Origin of the sequence: Shewanella inventionis (genome assembly GCF_014641855.1) — a bacterium.
In the GTDB taxonomy this organism is placed as follows: Bacteria; Pseudomonadota; Gammaproteobacteria; order Enterobacterales; family Shewanellaceae; genus Shewanella; species Shewanella inventionis.
Window position 1 is genome coordinate 94,228 of the sequence record NZ_BMII01000018.1, and the last position, 22,972, is coordinate 117,199.

Genomic DNA, 22,972 nt, shown 5'->3' on the forward strand with positions numbered 1-22,972 from the left:
AGCCTAGCCTGTAAATCTACATCACACTGAGGTTATGCCCGTTAAAATACTAAAAAACAACCGTCTTGTTGCCGTAAACCACAACTTGCTCATTAAGTACCAGTTGTAATGCTTTACTCAGTACACTTTTTTCTACATCTCGGCCGTTATGCGCCAATTCTTCTGCACTGTAGCTGTGGTCAACAGATATCACATCTTGCTTAATAATTGGCCCTTCGTCGAGATGATTATTTACAAAATGCGCTGTAGCACCAATGATTTTAACACCGCGATCCCACGCTTGCTTATAAGGCGATGCCCCAATAAATGCCGGTAAAAATGAATGGTGAATGTTAATGATTTTATCAGTAAACGCTGAAACAAATTCAGGTGTGAGCACTCGCATATATTTCGCTAGTACCACAAAGTCTGGATTATAGGGCTTAATCACCTTAAGCATGGCCTGCTCATGCTCCTGACGATTTAAACCTTCGTGGCTGACATAATGAAACGGAATATCAAACTTTTCAGTTAATGGCTGCAACACATCGTAATTACCGACGACTGCGGCAATGTCGACATCTAAACCGCCATAATAAGATTTCATTAAAATATCACCCAAACAATGGGCTTCTTTGGTTACCATGATCACGATTCGCTTTGTACACATATCAACCAGTTTCATGTGGTTTTGAGCAGGTAGCACTTCACGCAATTCGTTTAATAGACGTTCATCGTCAAACTGCCCTTCAAGCTCTGCACGCATAAAAAATCGGCCTTGAGCATGATCGACAAACTCAGTGTTTTTAATGATATTAAGCTCATTGGCAAAACACACACTGGTAATTTTTGCGATTAAACCTTTTGCATCAGCACAATCAGTAATTAACACTTTGCGCTGTAACGGGGTTGAACTGTTTGTATTCGATTGATAACTCACGCTTACGACTCCAAAAGTACTGCTTAAATAGACTGTCGTCAGTTTGCCATTGAAAATACATCTTGGGGGAGGTTTTTTAATGATAAATTCTCATAAATACTAAAATAATTGTATTTAGACACAATTTGCTAAACATCCATGAAATATTTGTTAACTAAAGCAACGTTATTTACGAGAATCGAGGTATTTTTGTAGCAGTTTTCGTAACGATTCAGCCTTAGTACCATACACAACCTGAACCCCTTTCCCCATGACCACCACGCCTTTGGCACCTAAGCGCATTAAACGCGCTTTATCAATTAGATTTGCGTGTTTTACACTGATGCGTAGACGGGTTAGACAGGCGTTGATTTCAACAATATTTTCGCGCCCCCCCAGCGCAGAAATCATGGCACGTAAGCTTTCTTTTGGCTCAGAAATCTGGTCGGCTTGTTCTAATCTTCCGGGTGTTTTTAAGTTAAAGGCTAAAATGCTGGCGCGAAATAACGCATAATAAATAATACCTGTGAGAGGGCCTAGCATCCAAATCCAATGGGTATTAGCCGATCGCGAAAAGAGCAAACTAAAATCCACCAATCCGTGTGAAAATACTATGCTGTGGTGCACTTCTAATAAAATACACACACTGTAAGCAATGCCCGTAAGCAACGCATGCACAATAAACAGAATGGGCGCAATAAACATAAAAGCAAATTCAATTGGCTCAGTAACCCCCGTTAACCAACTTGCCGTGGCAGCAGACAACATAATACCCGCAACACGGTTACGCTCCGTTTTATCCGCACAACGCCAAATGGCTAATGCAGCGGCAGGCAACCCCCACATTTTAATTAAATAGCCACCAGCAAGATTGCCCGCAAGAGGATCACCCGCTAAATAACGAGCCACCTCACCTCTAACCACACTACCTTGATTGATGTATTGGCCCACTTCTAGATAAAATGGTGCATTCCAAATATGATGCAAACCAAGCGGAATAAGCAAACGCTCTACCGTGCCATATACACCAAAAGCAAGAGCAGGGTCTTGGTAAACAGCCCAGTCAGAAAGTTGCTCAATAACCAAAGACAACGGCGGCCAAACGTGACTCAATACATAAGCCAGCAGCATAGCCAAAGGAATAACAATAATCGGCGCGCTGCGTCTGCCTTCAAAGAATGAAAAAATTGCCGGTAACTTTACATGCTGACTCAAATTAACGGCAATGCAAGTTATCGCCCCAACTAACATGCCGCCAGCAATACCTGTGTCAATGGTTTGCATTCCCCACAATGGGCGTGACACTAAACCATAGATATCGGTAAGTGCTCCCATGGTAGATAAAAATACCCCAAAACCAAATACGGCAGAAAACGCCGCAATCCCTTGATCGCGGCAAAAACCAATCGCAATCGCCACACTAAACAGAAGCGGCATCATGGTAAACACTAAATTGCCGACGGCTGAGAGTACGATATTAAGATCATCAGGAATAAAAGGTAACGGATTAACCGTAAGGCCAAGCATTACCCCTGCAGCAGGTAAAATAGCAATAGGGATCAACAGCGCTTGGCTTAAGCGCTGTGCAAATTTAAACCATTGCTGAGTAAAAAAACTTAGGCTGCGTTTGCCGATGTGACCGCGTTGTGCCAACTGGCTATCCATGTATTTGCTTCAATTTCGGGTTCCATTGTTTCACATGCATCAATTTCAAGTTTATCAAGTAATGGTTTGGCACCTAGCTCGGTAAACAACTCATCAAATTGTTTTATGGCACCACAAAATGTCTCATAACTTGAATCTCCTAAACCAATTAAACTGTATTTAAGTGACGGCAAATAAGGGGCATTAGTCTTTAATTCATTAAACCAGGGAGCGATGTCTTCTGGAATATCACCCTGGCCTGTGGTGGAGCACACCACAATTAATAACTCATCTTGCGCGGGTATATAACCTTGCAATTCGTTTGGCTGCCAAAGTTTAGTGCTAAAGCCTAATTTTGCAATGGTCTTTATAATGGTTTCGGCAGTAAATTGTGCACTACCATAAACAGTACCAAAAACAACATTGACCTTTTTCATGGTATACTATCCCCTAAAATGAAATACGATATAAAAATGCGTTGAATGTAAATAACTTACTTTATTCATTAAGTTCATCGCAAGTTTCTTTTATCACGCGTGTTGAATATATAATGTGCAAATGCTGATGCGGATTGGTATTTCTAAGTTATTAAATACATTACGGAAGCGTATTATGCGACAAGTCTGCAGAAAGCGAAAACTCAAACTACAGCATAAGTTTGCTCATATACGCCGTAATTATTATTTTCATGTTGAGCAACAAAATCACCAGTTAATACCGCCGATTGCTGAATTTGAACAGCTCAAAAAAGCGATTGCTGAGCATATGGAATAACCCAAAAACCTTCATTAGTTGGCTTTTCATAAAAAGGCTTAACTCAATAATATGCTTGGCATCAATGATAACTGTTCATCATCCCATCCAAACGCCTTAAAAATGGTTAACCACTCTGGCTCTAATTCGGTTTCAATATGCATTGGTTGCTGAGTCACAGGGTGCACAAACTGTAAACTTTTAGCAATTAGCCATAAGCGGTTGATAGCAAAATGCTCCCTAAAAAATTTATTTTGTTTACCATCACCATGGGTTGTATCACCAACTATTGGGTGACGAAGATGAGCCATATGGCGACGTAATTGATGCTTTCGCCCAGTGTGTGGACTTAAACGCACTAACCCATAGCGACTACTTGGGTAGCGACCTGAGCTAAATGGAATTTCAGTATTTAACAGTGGTTGGTAATCTGTCACTGCCTCTTGTGCGGCTTTATTGGGATCTACGTGCTTGTCACCAATATCGTCAAACTCTTGTTTAAGCGCGTAATCTAACGTGCCAGATTCATGCATATTGCCGCGAACAATGGCCAAATACTGCTTTTTAATACTGTGGTCTGCAAATTGCTCGCACAATTGCCTTGCTACTTCACTTGATTTAGCAAAGAGCAATACACCCGAGGTGGGCCTGTCTAAACGATGAACAGGAAATACATGACAACCGACTAAATCGCGTGTCATTTGCATGGCAAAAAAACGCTCTTTACGCGCTAAATAACTGCGATGAACCAACAGCCCTGCTGGTTTATGAATGGCCACGATATACTCATCTTCAAACAACACTTCAATCTCTGGCGGTTGCTCGTCGAGCTCTGCATCACATTCAATTTGCGCTTCAGCTTCCTCAACAAAATGTGGATCATATAACTCATCATTATCAATTGTTTGCGGTATCAAGCTATCGTTAGCATTCATCTTGTTTTCACCTGGGTTTAAAAATAAAAGCAAATTTGGCTTATTGTTGATTCAATAAGGCATCAAATGATTGTAAGTGAGTGATCAAGATTTGACGCTGAGCCATACCTTTCCACACATGCTCGGCCATAGGGGCAATAGCCATGGACGAAGGCAAAGGTTGTTGTAACTGAATTAATTCAGTCATTTTGGGAATAAAAATAAACTGTAACCATTGTTCGAACGCCATGGTGTCACAAGCGAAAGGAGCAGAGCTTGCCATAGCCTCTTTACTAGGCGCATCATCCGACCACAACGAACACTGTTTAAGTGTTTGTTCTAAAATAATTAAATGATTTTTACAGGTTAAATAAAGCATAAACATGAACGACATTATCGAGGCTGAGTCGGATTATGATATCATTTAGCTTCTTGAATACCCATCCAACTCGTTTGATTTAGTGAAGACACCATGACCGAAATAACCACCTTAAGCCAATTTCTGACCACGGCGAACACTCAATTCCACATTTATGATTTAGGCCGCCGGGTTCAGCATATTGATATGTTGGCTTTTCACCAAATCGATTCGTTATTAGCTCCATACCCTTATCCTATTCAAGGGCATGCGCAGTTTGCCATCGTATTTTGGCAGCAACAACAGCAACCGTATATCTGGTTTGTAAAACTGCCATTAGACGAACAAGGTTTATTGTCGCCAGCGCCACGCACCCAATTTATTAAAATGATTTTAGAGGCGTTGGGACGCGATCCAACCCAAACATTAACCGATGAGCAGCAAGAACAACTTGCTAACCATCCTTTCAGTTTTAAGCCTAATCAACAAAAACTGGCACTGTTTAATGCTTTAGTGAGGCTGCAATTAGGGCAAGCAGCCTCGAGCCAATATGAATTTGCGGCACAATATTTATCAGGGCAGGCGCCAACAGAGACTTGGCAGCAATTAGGCTTACAAGGTTTAGCAGATATTTGCGTTCGCGCACATCAATTTGATCATCTAAATGACATTATTAACGCGTTTGAAAATGTGCCAGTAGAGGTGCAAGCGGCATTATGTCAGTGCCTTGAACATATCACTGTTGATACACGTTTAGCCGAACGATTATTTGCAAAAATGTCACAAGCAGAACCAGACTTAAAAGTGATGTATTTAGCTGCACTTGCATCCAATACCCCATTGAGTATGGCGGCGATTAAGCAACTGGATGAACAGCAATTATTAAACGACAATAGTTTGATTACCATTGCAGCGCGCAATTGGTTGGCACTAAAAGATGACACATGTCGTAAAGTCTATTTAGAAGCATTAGCAAAACAGCCACAACACTTCTTTAACCAAGTGTTTGCTGATATCGTGGCAATACCCAGCTTGCGCCATGGATTACTGAGCGATTTACGTCATCCTGAGCGCAGTGTTCAATTAGCAACCGCTATTGGCGGATTATTTAAGGCAACCAGCCTATGATGAGTGATTTTTTATTATTTGTTGCTTTAATCGTTGTTGGCGCATTTTTTTGGCAGCTTAGACAGATGGCAGAGTTGGGTCGAGTACTTGCAGAACAGGCCTGTAAAAAACAAAATGTGCAATTATTGGCGATTGCGATGGAGTCTGCACGCCCAAGTATTGGTGGCAGCACAGGCATTTGCTGGAAAGCCACATTTATGTTCGAATTTAGCACCGACGGCATTAATCAATATCGTGGTCATATTATGATGCATGGCAACCGCGCCAAAAAGATAGAATGGCCTATTTTCCCTGAGCCTGAGTGGATGGACGCACCTATGGCTAGCGGTAAGTTTGGTGGATGTGGTTCATCAAGCCAAAGTTGTAACTCTGGTAAGTGCCACTAGTTCAGCATTGAAGCACCGTTTATTACCACAGTTCAGCAGTAAGCTGACAAAAAAACGCTATTTTTATCAAAATAGCGTTTTTTTTGCTTAGATTATTGGATTAGGTTTGTGGCTTATCCAATATTTTATACTCGCTATACGTCACTTTATGTATGCTATCTAATGATTTAAAAATCGCGGCGGTACCATTAATGGTGGTTGAAGTGCGCGCAGGCATCACCAATCCTTCAAACACATCAAAACCCAACTCCAATTCAAATTTGGTAAGGGTGACTGAAAATGCAGGGTTTAATTCGTCGGTATTGCTGATTAGAATTTTGCGTAACTGCTTCGAGCTCTTATCTAGGTAAATAGTCCCAGTTAATGCATTATTATCTAATTTGTCGATATTGGGTGTAAACGAAAATGCAACATTATCGCCCTCCTCATCCACTAATGTTAATGTCGATAAATTAATCAGATCAGAAAACGCTAATTCATGGGTATTTTCGTCTTTATCTTGCAGGAGTTCTTGCTGATTTTCGCGGTATTCTTTTAAACGATTTTTGTCAGGCGTTTCACCATTTTCAGTCACTAAGATCCAGCGTTCTGAGCCGGGTAAAGACGCATTAAACTGTTCAACCCGGATCATATCCGGCATAACGGTTTCTTGAGAGTACTGCCAAAGCACTTTGGTATCGTCAGTGTTGTTATTAATTTCGTTTAACGCTTGTTCGACCCATTGCAGTTGTTCTTCACTCACCTGTGCATTGGCGTTATAGCAAACTAATGAAAACCCCATCAATAGTGCAATTTGAAACCCTTTCATGCTATCTCCTCAACCATGTGTACTTTCCCCATGCATATATGCAGTTTACAATTTGACAACATATGCTGATAAAGTTCCATAATCTTAAAAAAAGCAAAAAGAAAGGCCGCGACAGAAACTGTCGCGGCCTTTTGATCTCTTGTTAAGCTTTCCCGCTATTGCAGTGCTCCCTGCACCATCCATGCGTATAACTTGCATCCAGCGCTATCCGTGTTCAATCCTTGATTATCCTTGTACTTGCGTACTGTCCTTCTTACTCGATTATCCATTGACCGAGCCTGCTCTATCCTAAGCGTGTCCTTGTATCGTCCTTGAAATCTTTACTTATCCTGATGCAAATCATTTGCTGAGTATTGTGCGTCCTGCAACATTATCATCCTAACAATGTTAAAAACCCGTCGTGCTGTATAAAGCGTTTAACGTGTTTTGCGTTTCATCCTGAAACTATTATACGTCCATTACATCCATTTACATCGAGTCATCTATGACCTACTGACTTCCTTGTATTGTTCCGTCCTAGGAACGAGATAAATAATAATTCATTTACCTTAGCGTAAACAGATACCTCTAAATGAATAAAGCAAAAAAAATGTAACCACACAAAAATAAATCCATAAATATCATAAACCTAAACAAACCAAACCTATTCTATCCCAATTAAATAGGTACTTAGTCTTACATGCTGTGTGAGATATATCTCACACAGAAAAAGGCAATTGCGGTAAATATAACGTTAAAATTTAACATTTACCCTACAACACTGATAACTCTTTACCATCTAATGGCCGCAACATAACACTCGCTTAAAGTCAGGTTTAATCGTGATTTATGATGTGTAAAAAAACATTAAAAAGTGAGTATTAGCAATCTGTACACGCTCAATCTAACCATCTACAGACCCGCATACACGAATAAGTACATTGAAATCTATACACAGGCTGTTTTTTGAACTAATTTAATTTCACACTGATAGAATGTTAACTACGCTTGTAATTGGGCTAACAATAAAGTTAAAGCATGATCACTAAAAGCGAACAAAAAAATAATGGACTCAAGGCTCTGTTTCTGGCTGCATTTACGTCAATAATTAACTATCGAACAAAGCCTGATTCAACAACTAATTTTGAATCAATTCAAAGCATTAATATGATTTGCGTGTTCTTAATTAGCGGAAGTGCCCTGTACATAGGCCAATGGATAATGCTAGGGTATTATCCATTAGCATTACTCACGGCATTATTTTGTATCAGCTATGGTTTAAGCTTTATTTGGATAAAAATAGGCAAAGCATACTACGCTTCTTATCATTGCCTTATTACCGCTTTCACCCATTTTATGATTTACTCAACAGTAATTTTTGATCGTAATGCAGGCTTCCAGTGGTTTTTAATCGCCATTATTCCTGCGTCATTTTTAATGCTTCCTAACGCCTCTCGTTGGCACCACTTCATGTTCGCTGTTGCTGTCATGTTAGGCATGACGGTCAGCGAAATTGGCCTTCATTACGAACCATTGTTTGATTTTCCAACAGACTATAGAACTGTCTCAATTTTTATTGAAGGTATACTTTTAGTTATTACGCTTAATTTAGCAATGGAAATGAGTAATAAAGCAATCGATAAATACCGCGCAAAATTAACCACGTTAAGCCAAAAAGACGAACTAACACAAATACCTAACAGACGTTTTTTTATGTCTTCAATAAAACACTATGCTATCAACACGAAACAAACCCACTTTATCCTCACTTTAGATTTAGATCACTTTAAAAAAATCAATGACCAATATGGGCATGCTACCGGCGATGATGCCCTCATTCATGTTGCCAATACCATTAATCAGATCATACCTAAGGGCACTTTATTTGCTCGCTTAGGTGGTGAAGAATTTGCCCTTCTCTGTCAAACTGATTTTAAAAAACATGCAATTGCAATCGCAGAAGAGATCAAAGAAGCAATTGCAACACATCATCTAACGTCTACAGAAGGAGAACATTTTTACTGTACAGCCAGTATTGGCGTTGCCCAATTAACACAAAACGACTCTTTGTCTATGCAATTATCTGATAAGGCACTCTACCAGGCAAAAGCACAAGGTCGAAACTGTGTCGTATTTGCAGAACATGATATTAAGGAAGTTGAAACCAATGAGCCTTAAACGTGATGTTTTAACGATAAATGAAGCCGATTATGGCATTCAAGCCAGCCGGATTTTTTCATTAGTGTTGTTGTGTATTAATGCGGTTTTTGTGAGCTACTTTTTTTATCAAGAATATTATTATATTGTATTGATGGATATCATTTTTATCGCAATTTTTATTACGTTATATACCCTATCTTTTACTGTATATGCACACTTAATTAAAGAATTATTAATGGTGCTTTCATTACTGCAAATTTTACTACTGTCAGTTGTTTTTATTGGCAGTGATTCTGGTATGCATTTATACACAATAGGCATGATCCCTGCCACGTACATTTTTGTTTCACGGCGTCAAATATGGCCACGCATAAGAATGGCAGTATTATGTACATTAGGACTTGTTTTTGCTGAAACACAAACTATTTTCAGCCCCATTTACACGGTTCCCGCTCCAGAATTAATGGTCATTAAAACTACAGTAATCATATCGTTATGCTCAATTGTGTTTGGGTCATTTTTGCTATTTTTCAATTACATTAAAGCCACTAATATGCAGTTAAGATGTTTATCTGAAATGGATGAACTCACCCAAGTAGCCAACCGAAGAGCGTTTTTAACCCAGCTAAAAAGCGATAAGCTCAACAGTACAGAGCACTGCATATTATTGCTAGACATTGATCACTTTAAACTAATTAATGATCAATTTGGTCATGCATGTGGCGATGAAGTACTCAAACACATTAGTACGTTAATGCGTTCTTTTTGTGAACCTCGAGACAAGGTTGCAAGACTCGGTGGAGAGGAGTTTGCTCTGTTTTTACATGCTACGACTATTGAAACGGCCCATACCAGAGCTGAACAATTATGTCGCAAAATAGAAATAACCCCGACCAAAACACTCATAACCCCCAAGCCCATTTTTTGTACTGTTAGCATTGGTGTTAGTCGTTTCACTCAAGATGTTAAAACCAGCTTAAGCAACGCAGACAAAGCAATGTACTTAGCTAAAATGCAAGGACGAAATCAAGTGGTCTGTTTTACCTAAGGTGTTCAGTAACCATAATCCACTCAAAACCAAAGCAGCAGTGCCTTACTATTCAATTCGCACCAGATAAATAAAAGTGCCCGTGTCTAATTTAGGCATAATGAGCATGGTGAGACTGTTCTGGTCAAGCAACACAACGTCAACAAGTATAATCCCCATCTACATTAATAAGTGTTCAATCCGAATACACCTACTGCTAAGCGTCGCTATGCACAATGATTTAGTACAGTGCAATAGTACAAAAACAAAAAGGCGCAACCTTAAGTTATAAGGTTGCGCCCGTTAACACTTTTGTCAGCAATCCGGCTGAAGTTTGCTCCCTGCATCGTCCTTGCAAACATGCTTCCTGCATCCATTTCCATGTTCTCATTTCCGTGATGCTAAGTTAAAACAAAGCGTCTTATGAGTGTCATTCCATTGAACAGTCTATCCATCGACTGAGCATTCAATCCGTTGAGTCATCCTTGCTGCGTCCTGCGGTCCTATCCATTTATCCTTGTGTCGCTTGCGCTCCACCCATCCTTGATTCGGTTATCCATTTACCGAGCTTATGCCGAGTTCCGTGGGCGTGTCCTGTGCATCATCCTTGAAATTCTGTACTAACTATCTACTTTAGCAATTAGTTTCAGCTCTCAAGCAAACTCAACTTTATTTCTCATCCTAAGAAAACCGGTTAATCATTTGCTTTCAATGAGTACATTCTATCTAAAAAGTGCTACGTGAAAAGTCACTGAAAACGACTGAAACAAATATTTCACATATCAAAAAACAACCAATAAACAGTAAGTCTTTGTTATAAATAAAGTTAAACCTCAATCCAATGATAATCACTGACAAATTGAGATAAGATGGCTTACAGCTTTGTAGGATAAAGCTCACACAACAATAAGACAGTTAGCGCTAAAGCACTATTTTTTACCAAGCACTTTTCGCCATAGTCGCTTCAACATTTGTCCATACATTACCCAATCACCCCACAAACTATATAGTGGATAAGTAAACGTGGCAGGCCGATTTTTCTCAAATATAAAATGCCCTAACCAGGCGAAACCATAACCCACCACAGGTAACAGGAGTAATTGCCACCATTGCTGATTAATGAACGTATTGACAATAATGACTAAAATAATCGTGCTGCCGACATAATGAAGTTTTCGACAAACGGGATCTTGATGTTGTGACAAATAAAACGGATAAAACTCAGCAAATGATGAAAAACGTTTGGCTTGCATTACCTTGTCCTTTTAAAAAGTAAAAATGGGTGCCTAACACTGAAGGTTATTTTTCGCATAAAACAAAACTTCACCATGTACACCGCCAATATTAATCTCAGCAATACTAATAAAACCTTGTGCCATAAAAGCTGAGTGGTGATGGCTATTATTCACAAATACCCCCATCCCTTCTAAATTTGGTTGCTCATCGCACCAACTTAGTACTGCTTGAATTAATTTTGTACCATAGCCTTTTTTTTGCTCCGCAGGGGACAAAGCAATAAACTGCAAAATTCCGCACTTATTTGAAGGCAGGTGCTCAAGAATACATGTTTCCTTTTCCATTAATTTTTGTGTTGATTTCCAGCCAGTGCCCAACACCATTTTTAAGCGCCAATGCCAATAGCGCGCCTCCCCTAATGGGACTTGCTGAGTGATCACACACGCCACCCCAATTAATCGTTCTTGATCAAATAAGCCAATAAGGGGTTGTTCTTGTTGCCACAAATCATTGAGTTCTTCTCGAATGGCAGCACGAAGTTTTTGTTCATACTGTTGGGTATCTTGCTGGCCTAATGCTTCAATAAAATAGGCATCATCATGATAAGCGTTATAAATAATTGAAGCAGCCACACGTAAGTCTTCTGCAGTTAAATACACTGCTCGCAGGGTGTCCAAGGTAGTGTTATCCATTATTGTTATTCCTTGTATTATGACCATCAACCTTAACTTACCAAGTTAACAAGATTGAAACAATCTACAAGTTCTGTTTACCTTACCTCTCTTTATCGAAGAGTTCTTTTGCAATTTTTGCGTTGAAGATTAATACTGGAACAATTGCAATGTGTCACATAGGGAGTAGTGAGAATGGATACCACAGAAAATGATTTAGGCCATTTATTTAAGCAACTCGGATTAGGTTACACACAACAAGAAATTGATAGCTTTGTCAGCCGCAATAAAGTGAACAAAGATACCCTATTAATTGATGCCGACTGCTGGAACCACAGCCAACGAGCTTTTTTAAAAGAGGCATTAAACGAAGACGCCCAATGGTCTGAAATTATCGACCAATTGGACGTAATGATGAGAGCTTAAGGTCAATATAAACTATGACTAACAGCGGTTTATATTTGAGCGACTGCGGTGTCACCCCAGCCAACTAAGACGTTGTTTTTAAAAACCACTGGGGTGCACTCATCTTTAGTGGTTTTGCCATCACCTTTTGCCCACTGAGTGCGATAAAATAACACTTTTATCGCTTGTGGATTGTCAGTTGACTCTGCTTTTGTATAGGCTTCACTAAAATCAGCTGTACCCATCAAGGTCACGACCTGTTCGCTCGTCATGCCCAGCGCTAAATTAGCTAACAAAGCGCGATTTTTATCTTGTTGTTCTTGCCAATACTCGTGGCTTTTAGCTGATTCATGATCGCCAACGCTGATAACACATCCGCTTAAACCTAAAGAGAGTACTGCCACTACACTTGCCGTGATAAGTTTTGATTTCATGTTGCATCCTTTTTGTTAAAATATAATCCGCATTGTGATGTGCTTAAAGCTAGAATCATGCCAAAACTTAAAGCATTGAAATTATTGTATTTTAATTTTAAGCTCAGGAGCAGTAGTGATTCTTACTACAAAAAATTAAGGAATTTAACCAACAATGAGTCCTATTGAACAAGTGTTAGCCGCAGCGAAGTCCATTGCTATCAATGGCCACACACCCAGTTTGGCCTTAATCAAAAATCGTTTAGGTAGCCGTTTTCCAATGCCGGTTTTAATCCAGGGACTACAGCAATTTAAAGCATTACCAAAATCTGAATGGCAAAATTTACCTGAACTTGCTGATATTCCAGCGCCAGCCACTCAAGGTAATGAACTCGACAGCCCTGTAGCGCAATTACAGCAGCAAGTCGACACCATGGCGCAACTAATTAACCAGCTAACATGCCGAATTACCGAGCTTGAACAACAGTTCAGCCAACATATCCCAACAACCCCAAATATTAAGGCTGAATAGCGTATGTTTGTGTTTGAACTTCGCTTTGAGTGTTTTGCCGACACCACAATCGATGCAGCCGAAAAAGCCATTAATGGATTACTTGAGGCACTACGCGCTAATGGACAAATTTTGGGGCGTGAGTTTGCCGTCGCGTTTAACGATGGTGAATTTAAAGTTCGACTACTCTTGCCCGAAAAAATCAGTTTATCTAATCGGTTCAATAGTCCTTGGGTTAAATCAGCACTTAAAGGATTAACTCAAGCGAAACTTCTCGCGCCAAGAGAGAAACTCATCGGTCAGGACATTAACTCAGAAGTCAGTAATATTGAGCCGCCTTCTTGGCAGTTACTCTACACCAGTTACGTTCACATGTGCTCGCCACTTCGCAGTGGTGATAACCTTTTGCCTATTCCACTTTATCGATTACCCGCCACCTTTAATGGCGATCATAAGCAGATAATAAAATGGCAATCTGAATGGCAAGCCTGTGATGAAATACAAATGGCAGCAGCCACTAAAGCAGAGTTTGCCGCATTGGATGAAATAACTCGCACCGATAGTGATTTATTTAGACGTGGTTGGGACTTACGCGGACGAGTTGAGTACTTAACGAAAGTGCCTACATACTACTATTTATATCGTGTAGGTGGAGAATCATTGCAAACAGAGCTCAATCGCCCTTGCCCGAGATGCGGCTCAAAAGATTGGAAACTAGATCAGCCACTATTAGACATGTTTCACTTTCGCTGCGAGCCATGCCGCATTGTGTCTAATATATCCTGGGATCACCAGTAAAGACCTAACGAGCTTAAGTGTTAATAAAAACTCATTGCATTGAAGTACCGGTCGTTGGTACTTCAATCGCTAAGAGGTTACTTTTTACGTAACAAATAATCCCACATGGTATTAATGCGTTGCCAAATACCAGGGTGTTCCACAATAGGTGTATGCTCTTCAACAGGCTTTTGCGGCGGTTTAATCATGGGCGAAATAATCTGTAAAAACTCAGATAACGACTCAGCTAATTTTGTACCTTGCTTTTCATCTGGAATTTCAATCCACACACTGCCATCGTCATTATTAACGGTAAGCATTTCATCGCCCTCACCTAGCACGCCAATAAACCAGGTTGCGGGTTGTTTTAGCTTTTGTTTCATAATCAAATGGCCAATCACATTTTGTTGCAAATTTTCAAAGTCATCTTGATTCCAAACTTGTAATAATTCACCATCACCAAACGAGGCTGTAAACTGTAATGGAGCTGAAAAATACTGACCATAAAATGCATGGATATCTGGGTGTAATTGAATATTTAATGCATGTTCCACATTGCTAAAATCTGCCAAGACTTCACGTTTCATCGGTTGCCAGAATACGGTATCGTCAACGCCTGAATTTAACGTCCCTTGAATACATATTGAATCTTCGCCCAAAAGATAATAGCGCGGAAACTCAGACAGAGTATCTTGATAAGATTTAAGATATTTTTTTATGAAGCAATCTAATGCAGATGAACAAGACACTTAAGCCACTCGTAGTTTATAATAAAACCATATTTTGACACGGAAACCGATTAGATGACACACAATCACGACCCTTATAGTGATGCTCAAGCACTTAAAGGCCTAACTTTAGGCCATGCTACGTCTTATAAAGCTGAGTATGACGCATCATTGCTGCAAGGGGTTCCACGTAAACTTAATCGAGATGCAATTCAATTAAGTGGTGATCTCCCATTCCATGGCACTGACATTTGGACAGGTTATGAATTATCTTGGTTAAACGCCAAAGGTAAGCCAGTTGTCGCATTGTTAGAAGTACAACTCGATATTAACAGCGCAAACCTTATTGAGTCTAAATCGTTTAAATTGTACTTAAATAGCTTCAACCAAACTAAGTTTGATAGCGTTGAAGATGTGCAAGACACATTAAGCCGCGATTTAACCGCTTGTGCAGAAGGTGAAGTGACAGTGAAGGTTATTGAGCCTAAACACTTTAACCTAGAGCGAATTGTTGACCTTCCCGGCACCTGCATTGACGATTTAGACATTGAAGTGACCGAATACGATTTTAATCCAGATCATTTAGTGGGCAGCACAGATCCTGACAAAAATGTCGCTGAAACATTAAACTCTAATTTATTAAAATCTAACTGCCTAATCACCTCGCAACCCGACTGGGGCAGTGTGATGATCCGTTATCAAGGGCCTAAGATTGATCGTGAAAAACTGCTGCGCTATTTAATTTCTTTCCGCCAGCATAATGAGTTTCACGAGCAATGCGTTGAGCGAATTTTTGTCGACTTAAAAAAATACTGCCAATGCACTAAATTAACAGTTTATGCTCGCTACACTCGCCGCGGCGGTTTAGACATTAACCCATACCGCAGTGACTTTGAAAACCCGCCAGAATCTAACCGTCTCGCCAGACAGTAATTAACCTCAGTTCAGGTTAATCAGTTTTTACGGTGACAAAGAATAAAAGGCCAATCAATAGATTGGTCTTTTTGCTACATCGTGACAACACAATTAGCTGTATTACGTTCTTGCAGAAAATAAATCATCGAGGGTTAATTGCATACAAGATAATGTATTGTATATGCTGTGAGCTTGCACAGCAGCTGAAGAAAAAACCAAGTTAGCCGAGCCCAACGTTATAGAAAAACGGTATTCATTATCCAACCGGCCCAATAGCGTTTGCCAATAATAATCAGATGCCATGGTGTCTTGGTTATCCGTAAAATTCAGCTGAATGGGTTTAAACATCTCAATTAGCCTAGTACTTTTGTTTGCTCGTTTTAACTTTGCATCACAGCATACCGCTTGACTAAAATCTACCGAAAATGACTTAAGTGATAAGGCCAGCCCCAAACCCCGCGCTTTAATATAAGACTCTTTAACCGCCCATAAATCAAAGAAACGTTGCCGTTGTAGCTCAATGGGTAGCTGCAATAACGTGTCGGTTTCGGCTTGAGTGAAATAATGATGTAAAATCGGCACAATATCGGTACTGCTGCGCTCACGCTCAATATCCACACCAAAAAACATGCCACTCGTCAGTGCAGGAGCGTCGCTAATACTATATTGACTGGCTTCAATAACACCAATCATTAACCATTTGCCACTGTGGCTTAAATTGAAATGTAATCCCGTTGACGCAAATAACTCATCGCTTAATGCAGGCTTACCTTTGGCACCATAAGTAAATTGCCATTGGGCGGGAGCCACATCGCTGTGACGTGACAATATGGCCCTTAAAGCCAGGCGAACCTGAAGCGCATTGTGTCGAGATGACTGGCTTTTATAACGCTCAACTTTAGCCACTTCATCAGGGCTTAACCAACCAAGGGCTAAGCCCATGTCAAAGTCTGCAGACGTTAACTCTGCATTGAGAGGAATAAAATAGACATGTAGATCATCAGCAGTATGCAAAGTATTTACAGCGTTATGAATAGACATTAAAACAACAAAACTCAATTAATCAATAACAAACAATAATAGTGTTAACCTACCTTAAACGCCTAAGATCAGCGAGTATTTTGTCTGTAAACCACTTATTTCCACCCAAACTGTTGCCGATTGATGTCATTTAATCAACAATCAGCGCTACCGTCTTACAGGAGACAATTGATTCATGGGTAAATTTAGTGCTGTTATTGTCATCATATTGTTTGCATTCAATTCGCATTTGGCATTCGCTGACTGGCATAAAAAGAGTTTTCATGTCATGGGTACCCTCGCCCACGTTGAATTTTGGCTAGACGATGATGCAGCTCAAGCAACGGCAGATGAACTCATTGTGGCCGTTGAACAAGAGATGCAGCGTATAGATCAAACCATGAGCCCTTATATTGCCACTAGCGCACTGAGCGTGATTAACCGGGATGCGGCAACTCGCCCTGTTATTGTTAGTCAGGAATTGTTTGATTTACTTATCGATGCCCAGGATATCGCCAAATTAACCCAAGGCATGTTTGACATAACCTATGCTTCAGTAGGTTATCAATATGACTACCGTAAACACCTAAAACCCGACCAAGCAGCAATCAATAAAGCGTTGCCAGCCATAAATTATCACGCCATCACATTAGATAAATCGAATATCTCGGTAAGCTTTACTCACCCTGATGTAAAAATTGATTTAGGTGGAATTGCCAAAGGCCATGCGGTTAAAAACTGTATCGCCATTCTTAAAAAAGCCGGCATTGAGCATGCACTTATTAGCGCTGGCGGCGACACCACACTGCTAGGTGATCGCATGGGCCGCCCGTGGTTTGTGGGTATAAAACACCCACGCGCAGAAGACAAAACCGCGGTGCAGTTACCACTTAGCAACGAATCGATATCCACATCAGGCGACTATGAACGTTACTTTATTGAAGATGGCGTGCGTTTTCATCACATTATTAATCCTAAAACCGGCGACTCCGCCCGCAATGTGGTGAGCGTATCAATTATTGGTAAAAACCCAACTTACGTAGACGCCCTCTCCACCGCCATTTTTGTGATGGGATTACAACAAGGTATGGCGTTAATCAATGAGTTACCTGAATACGAAGCCATTATTATCGATAACCAACAAACCTTGCATGTATCGACGGGATTACAGCAAGATTGATGCTATAGCTCTGAGCAAACTTTGCGAGAAAACTTTGCCATATATTACTTTTAACCAGCTGGAGTAGGTGGTCATGTATTACTCCCCGATAACCAGCCAGCAACGCAGAGATTAAGTCTCGAGCATACAAGGATGTGCTTGCAGCGTGTCACTGAAGAGTTTGATCTCGAGGTGATTCAACCGCATCCATAAACTAATATTTAGCAACACATCAATCCGATACAATGCCAGCAACGAAGAAATAGAGCCTCGGGTGCAAGCGCGGCTGTGACCGTCCATGACATGGACGTCATGGCCGAGCTTACAAGGATGTACTTGCAGCGTGTCACAGAAGTGTTTGAACTTGAGGTGATTCTGCCGCATCCATGAGCCGATATTGCTCTTAACATCTGTGCCGCTACACAGCCAGCAACGAAGAAATAGAGCCTCGGGTGCAAGCGCGGCTGTGAGCGTCCATGGCATGGACGTCATGGCCGAGCTTACAAGGATGTACTTGCAGCGTGTCACAGAAGCGTTTGAACTTGAGGTGATTCTGCCGAATCCATGCGAGCACAATATTAACGATTCCTTTTGATTATCATGCAAAAAAGCAAACTACACTATCGGTTGAAACGCAGTTAACGAATCGAGCATAGTGGCATTACCTAATCCTTGCCCTGGTGCAACAGAGGTAAATTGGCCTTGTTCACAGAAAACCATGCCACCCATTATTATGTGGCTGAACATCACCCGACACGCTCATGAACAAAATATTGTGTTCACACGCCTTAGCAATGCGTCGACTGCTAATTAACCCATGCGCATACCCGAGTAAGATAATTTTGAGCATCACTGCCGGTGAATACGCTGCCGCCCCCGTTTTATCATTGTGATACCAGGCATCAAACCCCGATAAATCGAGTTTGTTTTCGATAATATAACAAAGGGCATACTCGAATGTGCCAGGCAAAATTTGCTCTGAAAAATTGATGGGAATGAATTTACTTTGGCAGGATAAGTCAGGCTTGTAGTTGGCCATAACAATTTACTGTAGGTGAATAATATCTATTAGATCACAGACATCGATACGCCACAAGCTCAAAAAAAAACCAATTAACTTTATTTGTTAAAAAACGTTGAAAACGTCTTTCTGGAGAAATTCTACAGCCTCAACGCCTCACTAAGTGGCTAAAAATTGTTGGCTAAAATAGTGAGCGCAGCGAACCTAGCCAACTGTTTTTAGTCCTTTTGAGTGACTTGTTATACACCGCTTTCGCAATACTTTGAGATAAAAGATTCAATCATTGCGTCAAATGATTTAAACGCTGGATTGTGTGGGTGAGTTCGACCTTTGAACACATTTTTATCGCTTTTATATACTGATAGTGATTCTTTAAACTTAATGCATCCATTTACATAATCATTATCTGTACCGTAGGCATTACCCATAGAGAACAAAGCCTTTGAAACACCCCAATAATCTCCGTCTGCTTCAAATGCTTCTGCGGCTAATTCAAAGTGCTTAATTGATTTTGATGCTGTAGGATCATATTCATTGTGTTTCACATAAAAGTCTTTGTTTTCACGGTAACTTTTATTTTTATAAAACAAACCTAGAAAGGTATGAGCTTCAGCCATACCATAAATATTATTTGATTTTTCTAGATCAGCGAGCGCCTCTAATCCAAGTTTTTCGGCAGCTAACCCTCTACCCTGAGTTCCCATTAGTTGATATGCGTAATTAAGTTTCGTCATAGGATCACTTGTATATGGAACACCTGCCGCAGCACAGCCGAGTAAAAATAAAGTGATTAGTGAAATAATGGTTAGCTTCATACCAAACTTTCCTTAGGTGTATAACAGCTTATTGAACAGCCAAATAAATTTATAGTCGGCCGTTTAAGTTATTGATTAATATCATCCTACATTTGCTATCTTATTGAAGTAAAGCAATTAATTATGTCTAACAGACAAAACCAAGCTTGCGCGTAAAGTAGAATTCACTTTCACTTGACGAAAAATTAAAGATCACAATATCAGACAATTACGATTTCTTTATTTTTAAAACGATACAACTAAAGACCGATTTTCAATCATTTTTTAGCGTAAATCGATGAGAGACCATTATACCTGTACATAAAATTAGTACATGCCACATAAAAGTATTCATGCTGATTTTTTCACATCTTACCAATACAATGCAAGCAACGAAGAAATCGAATCTCGAGTGCAAGCGCGGCTGTGTCCGTAAGCTAGAATGACCATGATATTGCTGTTGCTTGTGGGATCACAAGTAAAGGCCCTTGGCGTAGCTCTAAAACACCAGGAATACAGCAAGCGCTGAGTAATGAGTATCTGAAGAAAGCAGGATTATATTCACTAAGAGATGGATGGATCGCAGTTCATTACCCTAACCAGAAAACTAGTTAGGTGTTCTAAATGAACCGCCCTGTGCGGAGCCGCATGCAGGGTGGTGTGGGGGCTGGAGGTTAGATACCTCCGGCTACCCGATTAGGCATGTTGACCATACGGAACCTTAAAGTGGATATGTAGCATAAGAATAATTGCCGGTAAGGTAAGAAAAATACCGAATATATGAGATGTAAGCAGAGCACAAGTCCCAACAGCGGCTCCTGCAATCCTTATTTTTTTTCCCACATATCCAAAGCGAACCCACCTATAGCTAATAATAAAATAGAATCCCCAAGCTGTTGGCCATAATATAGCTCGAATAATTGAAACATATAGCCTCTCAGTGCACCAGCTATTACCTAAGCAAGAACTCCCAAATTTTCCTATAAGCATTGCAATTTGATTAATAGGAACCTCAAGAGAGGTGCTAATTGTCAAACCTGAAAGCAAGCTGCAAATAATGAATATTGAAAGTCTAGTTTTCATCGAATGCCTAACGCCTCAAACAGAGGCTTAAAATTGTTTGCTAAAATGTTGAGGCACGAAACAGCAAACTGTTTTAAGTCCTTTGCTTTGCCTTGTGTACGCCCAGCATGGGCATGAACTAATGAGGTGAAAGTCCTCTGTAGGAAGATCACCGTTACTCTTTCTAAAAGAGAATAACATACTGTTATTAAACGTTAACTACTAGCGAATGGCAAGGGCTTAATCGCAAGGTTTGGTCTGGAGGAAGCCGCTAGCAAATTTGTGAGCTGATGAACAAGAACATCATATGAGGCGTAGGCTAGAGGTGAGTTGGCACAAGACGACGAAACCACGTGATCTAATGGCCACCGTAAATGATGCAGCAGTGCAAAGAAAGTTCATGTTCTTATCTGGGGAGATCTGCTTAACACGCGATCGGTCATTAACCAGTAAGGCTCTGGTTTATAAGTGCCTTGGCTTTTCAGCATCATCGACTGAAAAGAGCGAACTAGATGGAAACCGATAGCGCATGACGGGGTAACTTGGCATGTGATTAAGCAGAAGTCAGCAGACGGCATAGTAGCCCAACGCCCAGCGTAATGGTTGGGACATGGTGAAGGCCTGAACATTTAGAAGAAGGAGGAGTCTTGTCAAACTTGTCGATACCCACTACGTCGCCAGACGATTACTATCGGCAGCGTATTGATATGCAACCGGCCTTCAACCGCGATCTATTTCAACAACTGCTTGAACCTGAAAATCTACACCGAGCTTGGCGTCAAGTTAAAGCCAATAAAGGTGCGGCGGGCATTGATGGCATGACCATCGAAGCCTTCCCGCTCTGGATGCAACAAGGCGGCTGGCAACAGTGTAAATCTCAATTGGAACGAGGTGAATACCAACCCTCAGCGGTCAGGCGCGTGGAGATCGACAAACCCGATGGCGGTAAACGCAAATTGGGGATCCCGAACGTTATTGACCGTGTGATACAGCAAGCCATTGCTCAAATACTCACGCCACTGTTTGACCCATTCTTCTCGACTAACAGCTTTGGCTTTAGGCCGAACAGAAATGCCAAACAAGCGGTACTGCAAGTAAGGGATACCATCAAACAGAAACGCAAATTTGCCGTCGATGTTGATCTGTCTAAGTTCTTTGACCGAGTTAATCATGATCTCTTGATGACTCAACTTAGGAGCAAGGTGCAGGATAAGCGTCTGTTGGCGCTTATTGGTAAATACCTTCGAGCTGGTGTGATGGTCAACGACCAATTTGAAGCAAGCTTTGAAGGTGTGCCTCAAGGCGGCCCACTCTCACCATTACTCTCTAACATTATGTTGGATAGTCTAGATAAAGAGCTGGAAAGCCGAGGGCATAAATTCGCACGCTATGCGGACGACTTTATCATTTTGGTAAAGTCTATTCGAGCGGGAGAACGAGTACTCAAGAGCATCACTCAATACCTTGCTACTAAGCTAAAACTGGTTGTTAATGAACAGAAAAGCCAGGTGGTTAAGGTAAGTCAAAGCAAGTTCCTAGGCTTCACATTTAATCGCGGGAAAATCCAGTGGCATGCTAAAACATTGCACATTTTCAAACAAAAGATGAGGCGACTAACGAACCGAAATTGGGGCGTGAGTATGAGTTATCAGCTGTTTAAAGTGCGGCAGTACATGCAAGGCTGGATCAATTACTTTGGCATCGCTAACGCTTATCAAGGGTGTGTCGATTTAGATCACTGGATCCGACGTCGTGTGCGTATGTGCTACTGGCGTCAGTGGCGAAAACCACGGACTAAGGTACAAAACTTATTAAAACGTGGCGTCAGGATCCAAGCTGCTGTTGCTTGTGGTACCACTAGTAAAGGCCCTTGGCGTAGCTCGAAGACACCAGGAATACAGCAAGCACTGAGTAATGAGTATCTGAAGAAAGCAGGATTATATTCACTAAGAGATGGATGGATCGCAGTTCATTATCCTAACCAGAAAGCTAGTTAGGTGTTCTAAATGAACCGCCCTGTGCGGAGCCGCATGCAGGGTGGTGTGGGGGCTGGAGGTTAGATACCTCCGGCTACCCGATTAGCTATCAAAGTCAAATGACTTCGTAATCATAGGTTGAAAACGCCAACCCCACATACAAGTATCATTAGCTCTGAAAGTCACCGAACCAGTTAACTTTTGATTATCACTGTCTTTCAATACCACA

General features: G+C 40.8%; 24 protein-coding genes and 2 pseudogenes. 12 read left to right on the forward strand and 14 right to left on the reverse strand.

What is annotated here, in order from left to right:
* Positions 1 to 49: 49 nt before the first annotated feature.
* The 3 genes from purU to IEW93_RS12020 form a co-directional block, all read right to left on the reverse strand.
* Complete coding sequence (gene purU / locus IEW93_RS12010; RefSeq protein WP_188739568.1) at positions 50 to 919, reverse strand: formyltetrahydrofolate deformylase; 870 nt, start codon at positions 917 to 919, stop codon at positions 50 to 52.
* A 165-nt stretch (positions 920 to 1,084) separates the two neighbouring features.
* Positions 1,085 to 2,563 (reverse strand): PTS transporter subunit EIIC, encoded by a 1,479-nt coding sequence (locus IEW93_RS12015; RefSeq protein WP_188739569.1) that lies wholly within the window; start codon positions 2,561 to 2,563, stop codon positions 1,085 to 1,087.
* Positions 2,515 to 2,979: a flavodoxin gene (locus IEW93_RS12020; RefSeq protein WP_188739570.1), complete on the reverse strand. Its 465-nt coding sequence runs from the start codon at positions 2,977 to 2,979 to the stop codon at positions 2,515 to 2,517. Before IEW93_RS12020 ends, IEW93_RS12015 begins: the two co-directional genes overlap by 49 nt.
* Positions 2,980 to 3,154: 175 nt before the next feature.
* On the opposite strand from IEW93_RS12020, the gene IEW93_RS12025 reads away from it, so the two are divergent.
* Positions 3,155 to 3,316, forward strand: coding sequence for a hypothetical protein (locus IEW93_RS12025; protein ID WP_188739571.1), 162 nt, complete (start codon positions 3,155 to 3,157; stop codon positions 3,314 to 3,316).
* Between the two features lie 38 nt (positions 3,317 to 3,354).
* Here the strand turns inward: IEW93_RS12025 and truC are convergent, their stop codons facing one another.
* Both truC and IEW93_RS12035 read right to left on the reverse strand, forming a co-directional pair.
* Positions 3,355 to 4,230, reverse strand: a complete 876-nt coding sequence (truC, locus tag IEW93_RS12030) for a tRNA pseudouridine(65) synthase TruC (protein WP_188739572.1) — start codon at positions 4,228 to 4,230, stop codon at positions 3,355 to 3,357.
* Positions 4,231 to 4,270: 40 nt separating this feature from the next.
* Entirely contained in the window at positions 4,271 to 4,588 is a 318-nt protein-coding gene (locus IEW93_RS12035) for a YqcC family protein (RefSeq protein WP_188739595.1), read from the reverse strand.
* A gap of 93 nt (positions 4,589 to 4,681) precedes the next feature.
* Here IEW93_RS12035 and IEW93_RS12040 point away from each other — a divergent pair, with 93 nt between their 5' ends.
* Both IEW93_RS12040 and IEW93_RS12045 read left to right on the forward strand, forming a co-directional pair.
* Positions 4,682 to 5,695, forward strand: coding sequence for a DUF3549 family protein (locus IEW93_RS12040; RefSeq protein WP_188739573.1), 1,014 nt, complete (start codon positions 4,682 to 4,684; stop codon positions 5,693 to 5,695).
* Positions 5,692 to 6,081, forward strand: coding sequence for a DUF3301 domain-containing protein (locus IEW93_RS12045; RefSeq protein WP_188739574.1), 390 nt, complete (start codon positions 5,692 to 5,694; stop codon positions 6,079 to 6,081). The genes IEW93_RS12040 and IEW93_RS12045 overlap by 4 nt, the downstream gene beginning before the upstream one ends.
* 100 nt (positions 6,082 to 6,181) lie before the next feature.
* On the opposite strand, the gene IEW93_RS12050 is transcribed toward IEW93_RS12045, so the two are convergent.
* Positions 6,182 to 6,889: a hypothetical protein gene (locus IEW93_RS12050; RefSeq protein WP_188739575.1), complete on the reverse strand. Its 708-nt coding sequence runs from the start codon at positions 6,887 to 6,889 to the stop codon at positions 6,182 to 6,184.
* 1,017 nt (positions 6,890 to 7,906) lie between these two features.
* Between IEW93_RS12050 and IEW93_RS12055 the strand changes: the two genes are divergently transcribed.
* Entirely contained in the window at positions 7,907 to 9,046 is a 1,140-nt protein-coding gene (locus tag IEW93_RS12055; protein WP_229706678.1) for a GGDEF domain-containing protein, read from the forward strand.
* Positions 9,036 to 10,076, forward strand: a complete 1,041-nt coding sequence (locus IEW93_RS12060) for a GGDEF domain-containing protein (RefSeq protein WP_188739577.1) — start codon at positions 9,036 to 9,038, stop codon at positions 10,074 to 10,076. Before IEW93_RS12055 ends, IEW93_RS12060 begins: the two co-directional genes overlap by 11 nt.
* Positions 10,077 to 10,984: 908 nt before the next feature.
* Here IEW93_RS12060 and IEW93_RS12065 read toward each other — a convergent pair.
* A complete protein-coding gene (locus IEW93_RS12065) occupies positions 10,985 to 11,308 on the reverse strand; it encodes an Mpo1-like protein (RefSeq protein WP_188739578.1) in 324 nt (107 codons plus the stop codon).
* A 33-nt stretch (positions 11,309 to 11,341) separates the two neighbouring features.
* Positions 11,342 to 11,983, reverse strand: a complete 642-nt coding sequence (locus IEW93_RS12070) for a GNAT family N-acetyltransferase (protein WP_188739579.1) — start codon at positions 11,981 to 11,983, stop codon at positions 11,342 to 11,344.
* 174 nt (positions 11,984 to 12,157) lie between these two features.
* Between IEW93_RS12070 and IEW93_RS12075 the strand changes: the two genes are divergently transcribed.
* Positions 12,158 to 12,388 carry a DUF2789 domain-containing protein gene (locus IEW93_RS12075; RefSeq protein WP_188739580.1) on the forward strand — a complete coding sequence of 77 codons (231 nt, stop codon included), beginning with the start codon at positions 12,158 to 12,160 and terminating at the stop codon, positions 12,386 to 12,388.
* Positions 12,389 to 12,417: 29 nt separating this feature from the next.
* Here the strand turns inward: IEW93_RS12075 and IEW93_RS12080 are convergent, their stop codons facing one another.
* Positions 12,418 to 12,801: a DUF3192 domain-containing protein gene (locus tag IEW93_RS12080; RefSeq protein ID WP_188739581.1), complete on the reverse strand. Its 384-nt coding sequence runs from the start codon at positions 12,799 to 12,801 to the stop codon at positions 12,418 to 12,420.
* A gap of 154 nt (positions 12,802 to 12,955) precedes the next feature.
* Here IEW93_RS12080 and IEW93_RS12085 point away from each other — a divergent pair, with 154 nt between their 5' ends.
* Positions 12,956 to 13,312 (forward strand): hypothetical protein, encoded by a 357-nt coding sequence (locus IEW93_RS12085; RefSeq protein WP_188739582.1) that lies wholly within the window; start codon positions 12,956 to 12,958, stop codon positions 13,310 to 13,312.
* Positions 13,313 to 13,315: 3 nt separating this feature from the next.
* Entirely contained in the window at positions 13,316 to 14,089 is a 774-nt protein-coding gene (locus IEW93_RS12090) for a Zn-ribbon-containing protein (RefSeq protein WP_188739583.1), read from the forward strand.
* Positions 14,090 to 14,166: 77 nt separating this feature from the next.
* Here the strand turns inward: IEW93_RS12090 and syd are convergent, their stop codons facing one another.
* Entirely contained in the window at positions 14,167 to 14,817 is a 651-nt protein-coding gene (gene syd, locus IEW93_RS12095) for a SecY-interacting protein (RefSeq protein ID WP_188739584.1), read from the reverse strand.
* A gap of 54 nt (positions 14,818 to 14,871) precedes the next feature.
* On the opposite strand from syd, the gene queF reads away from it, so the two are divergent.
* Complete coding sequence (gene queF, locus IEW93_RS12100) at positions 14,872 to 15,729, forward strand: NADPH-dependent 7-cyano-7-deazaguanine reductase QueF (RefSeq protein ID WP_188739585.1); 858 nt, start codon at positions 14,872 to 14,874, stop codon at positions 15,727 to 15,729.
* Between the two features lie 102 nt (positions 15,730 to 15,831).
* On the opposite strand, the gene IEW93_RS22300 is transcribed toward queF, so the two are convergent.
* Positions 15,832 to 16,752 (reverse strand): 4'-phosphopantetheinyl transferase family protein, encoded by a 921-nt coding sequence (locus IEW93_RS22300; protein WP_283104422.1) that lies wholly within the window; start codon positions 16,750 to 16,752, stop codon positions 15,832 to 15,834.
* A gap of 175 nt (positions 16,753 to 16,927) precedes the next feature.
* Here IEW93_RS22300 and IEW93_RS12110 point away from each other — a divergent pair, with 175 nt between their 5' ends.
* On the forward strand, positions 16,928 to 17,911 hold the full coding sequence (locus IEW93_RS12110; protein ID WP_188739586.1) for an FAD:protein FMN transferase: 984 nt from the start codon (positions 16,928 to 16,930) through the stop codon (positions 17,909 to 17,911).
* A 688-nt stretch (positions 17,912 to 18,599) separates the two neighbouring features.
* Here IEW93_RS12110 and IEW93_RS12115 read toward each other — a convergent pair.
* Positions 18,600 to 18,929 (reverse strand): annotated as a pseudogene (locus tag IEW93_RS12115) (transposase); the annotation flags it as partial.
* Between the two features lie 221 nt (positions 18,930 to 19,150).
* Positions 19,151 to 19,726, reverse strand: a complete 576-nt coding sequence (locus tag IEW93_RS12120) for a hypothetical protein (RefSeq protein ID WP_188739588.1) — start codon at positions 19,724 to 19,726, stop codon at positions 19,151 to 19,153.
* A gap of 435 nt (positions 19,727 to 20,161) precedes the next feature.
* On the opposite strand from IEW93_RS12120, the pseudogene IEW93_RS22025 reads away from it, so the two are divergent.
* A pseudogene (locus IEW93_RS22025) lies at positions 20,162 to 20,320 on the forward strand (group II intron reverse transcriptase/maturase); the annotation flags it as partial.
* An 81-nt stretch (positions 20,321 to 20,401) separates the two neighbouring features.
* Here the strand turns inward: IEW93_RS22025 and IEW93_RS12125 are convergent.
* Entirely contained in the window at positions 20,402 to 20,788 is a 387-nt protein-coding gene (locus tag IEW93_RS12125; RefSeq protein WP_188739589.1) for a hypothetical protein, read from the reverse strand.
* Positions 20,789 to 21,414: 626 nt separating this feature from the next.
* On the opposite strand from IEW93_RS12125, the gene ltrA reads away from it, so the two are divergent.
* Positions 21,415 to 22,764: a group II intron reverse transcriptase/maturase gene (gene ltrA, locus IEW93_RS12130; RefSeq protein WP_188739590.1), complete on the forward strand. Its 1,350-nt coding sequence runs from the start codon at positions 21,415 to 21,417 to the stop codon at positions 22,762 to 22,764.
* Positions 22,765 to 22,972 lie beyond the last annotated feature (208 nt).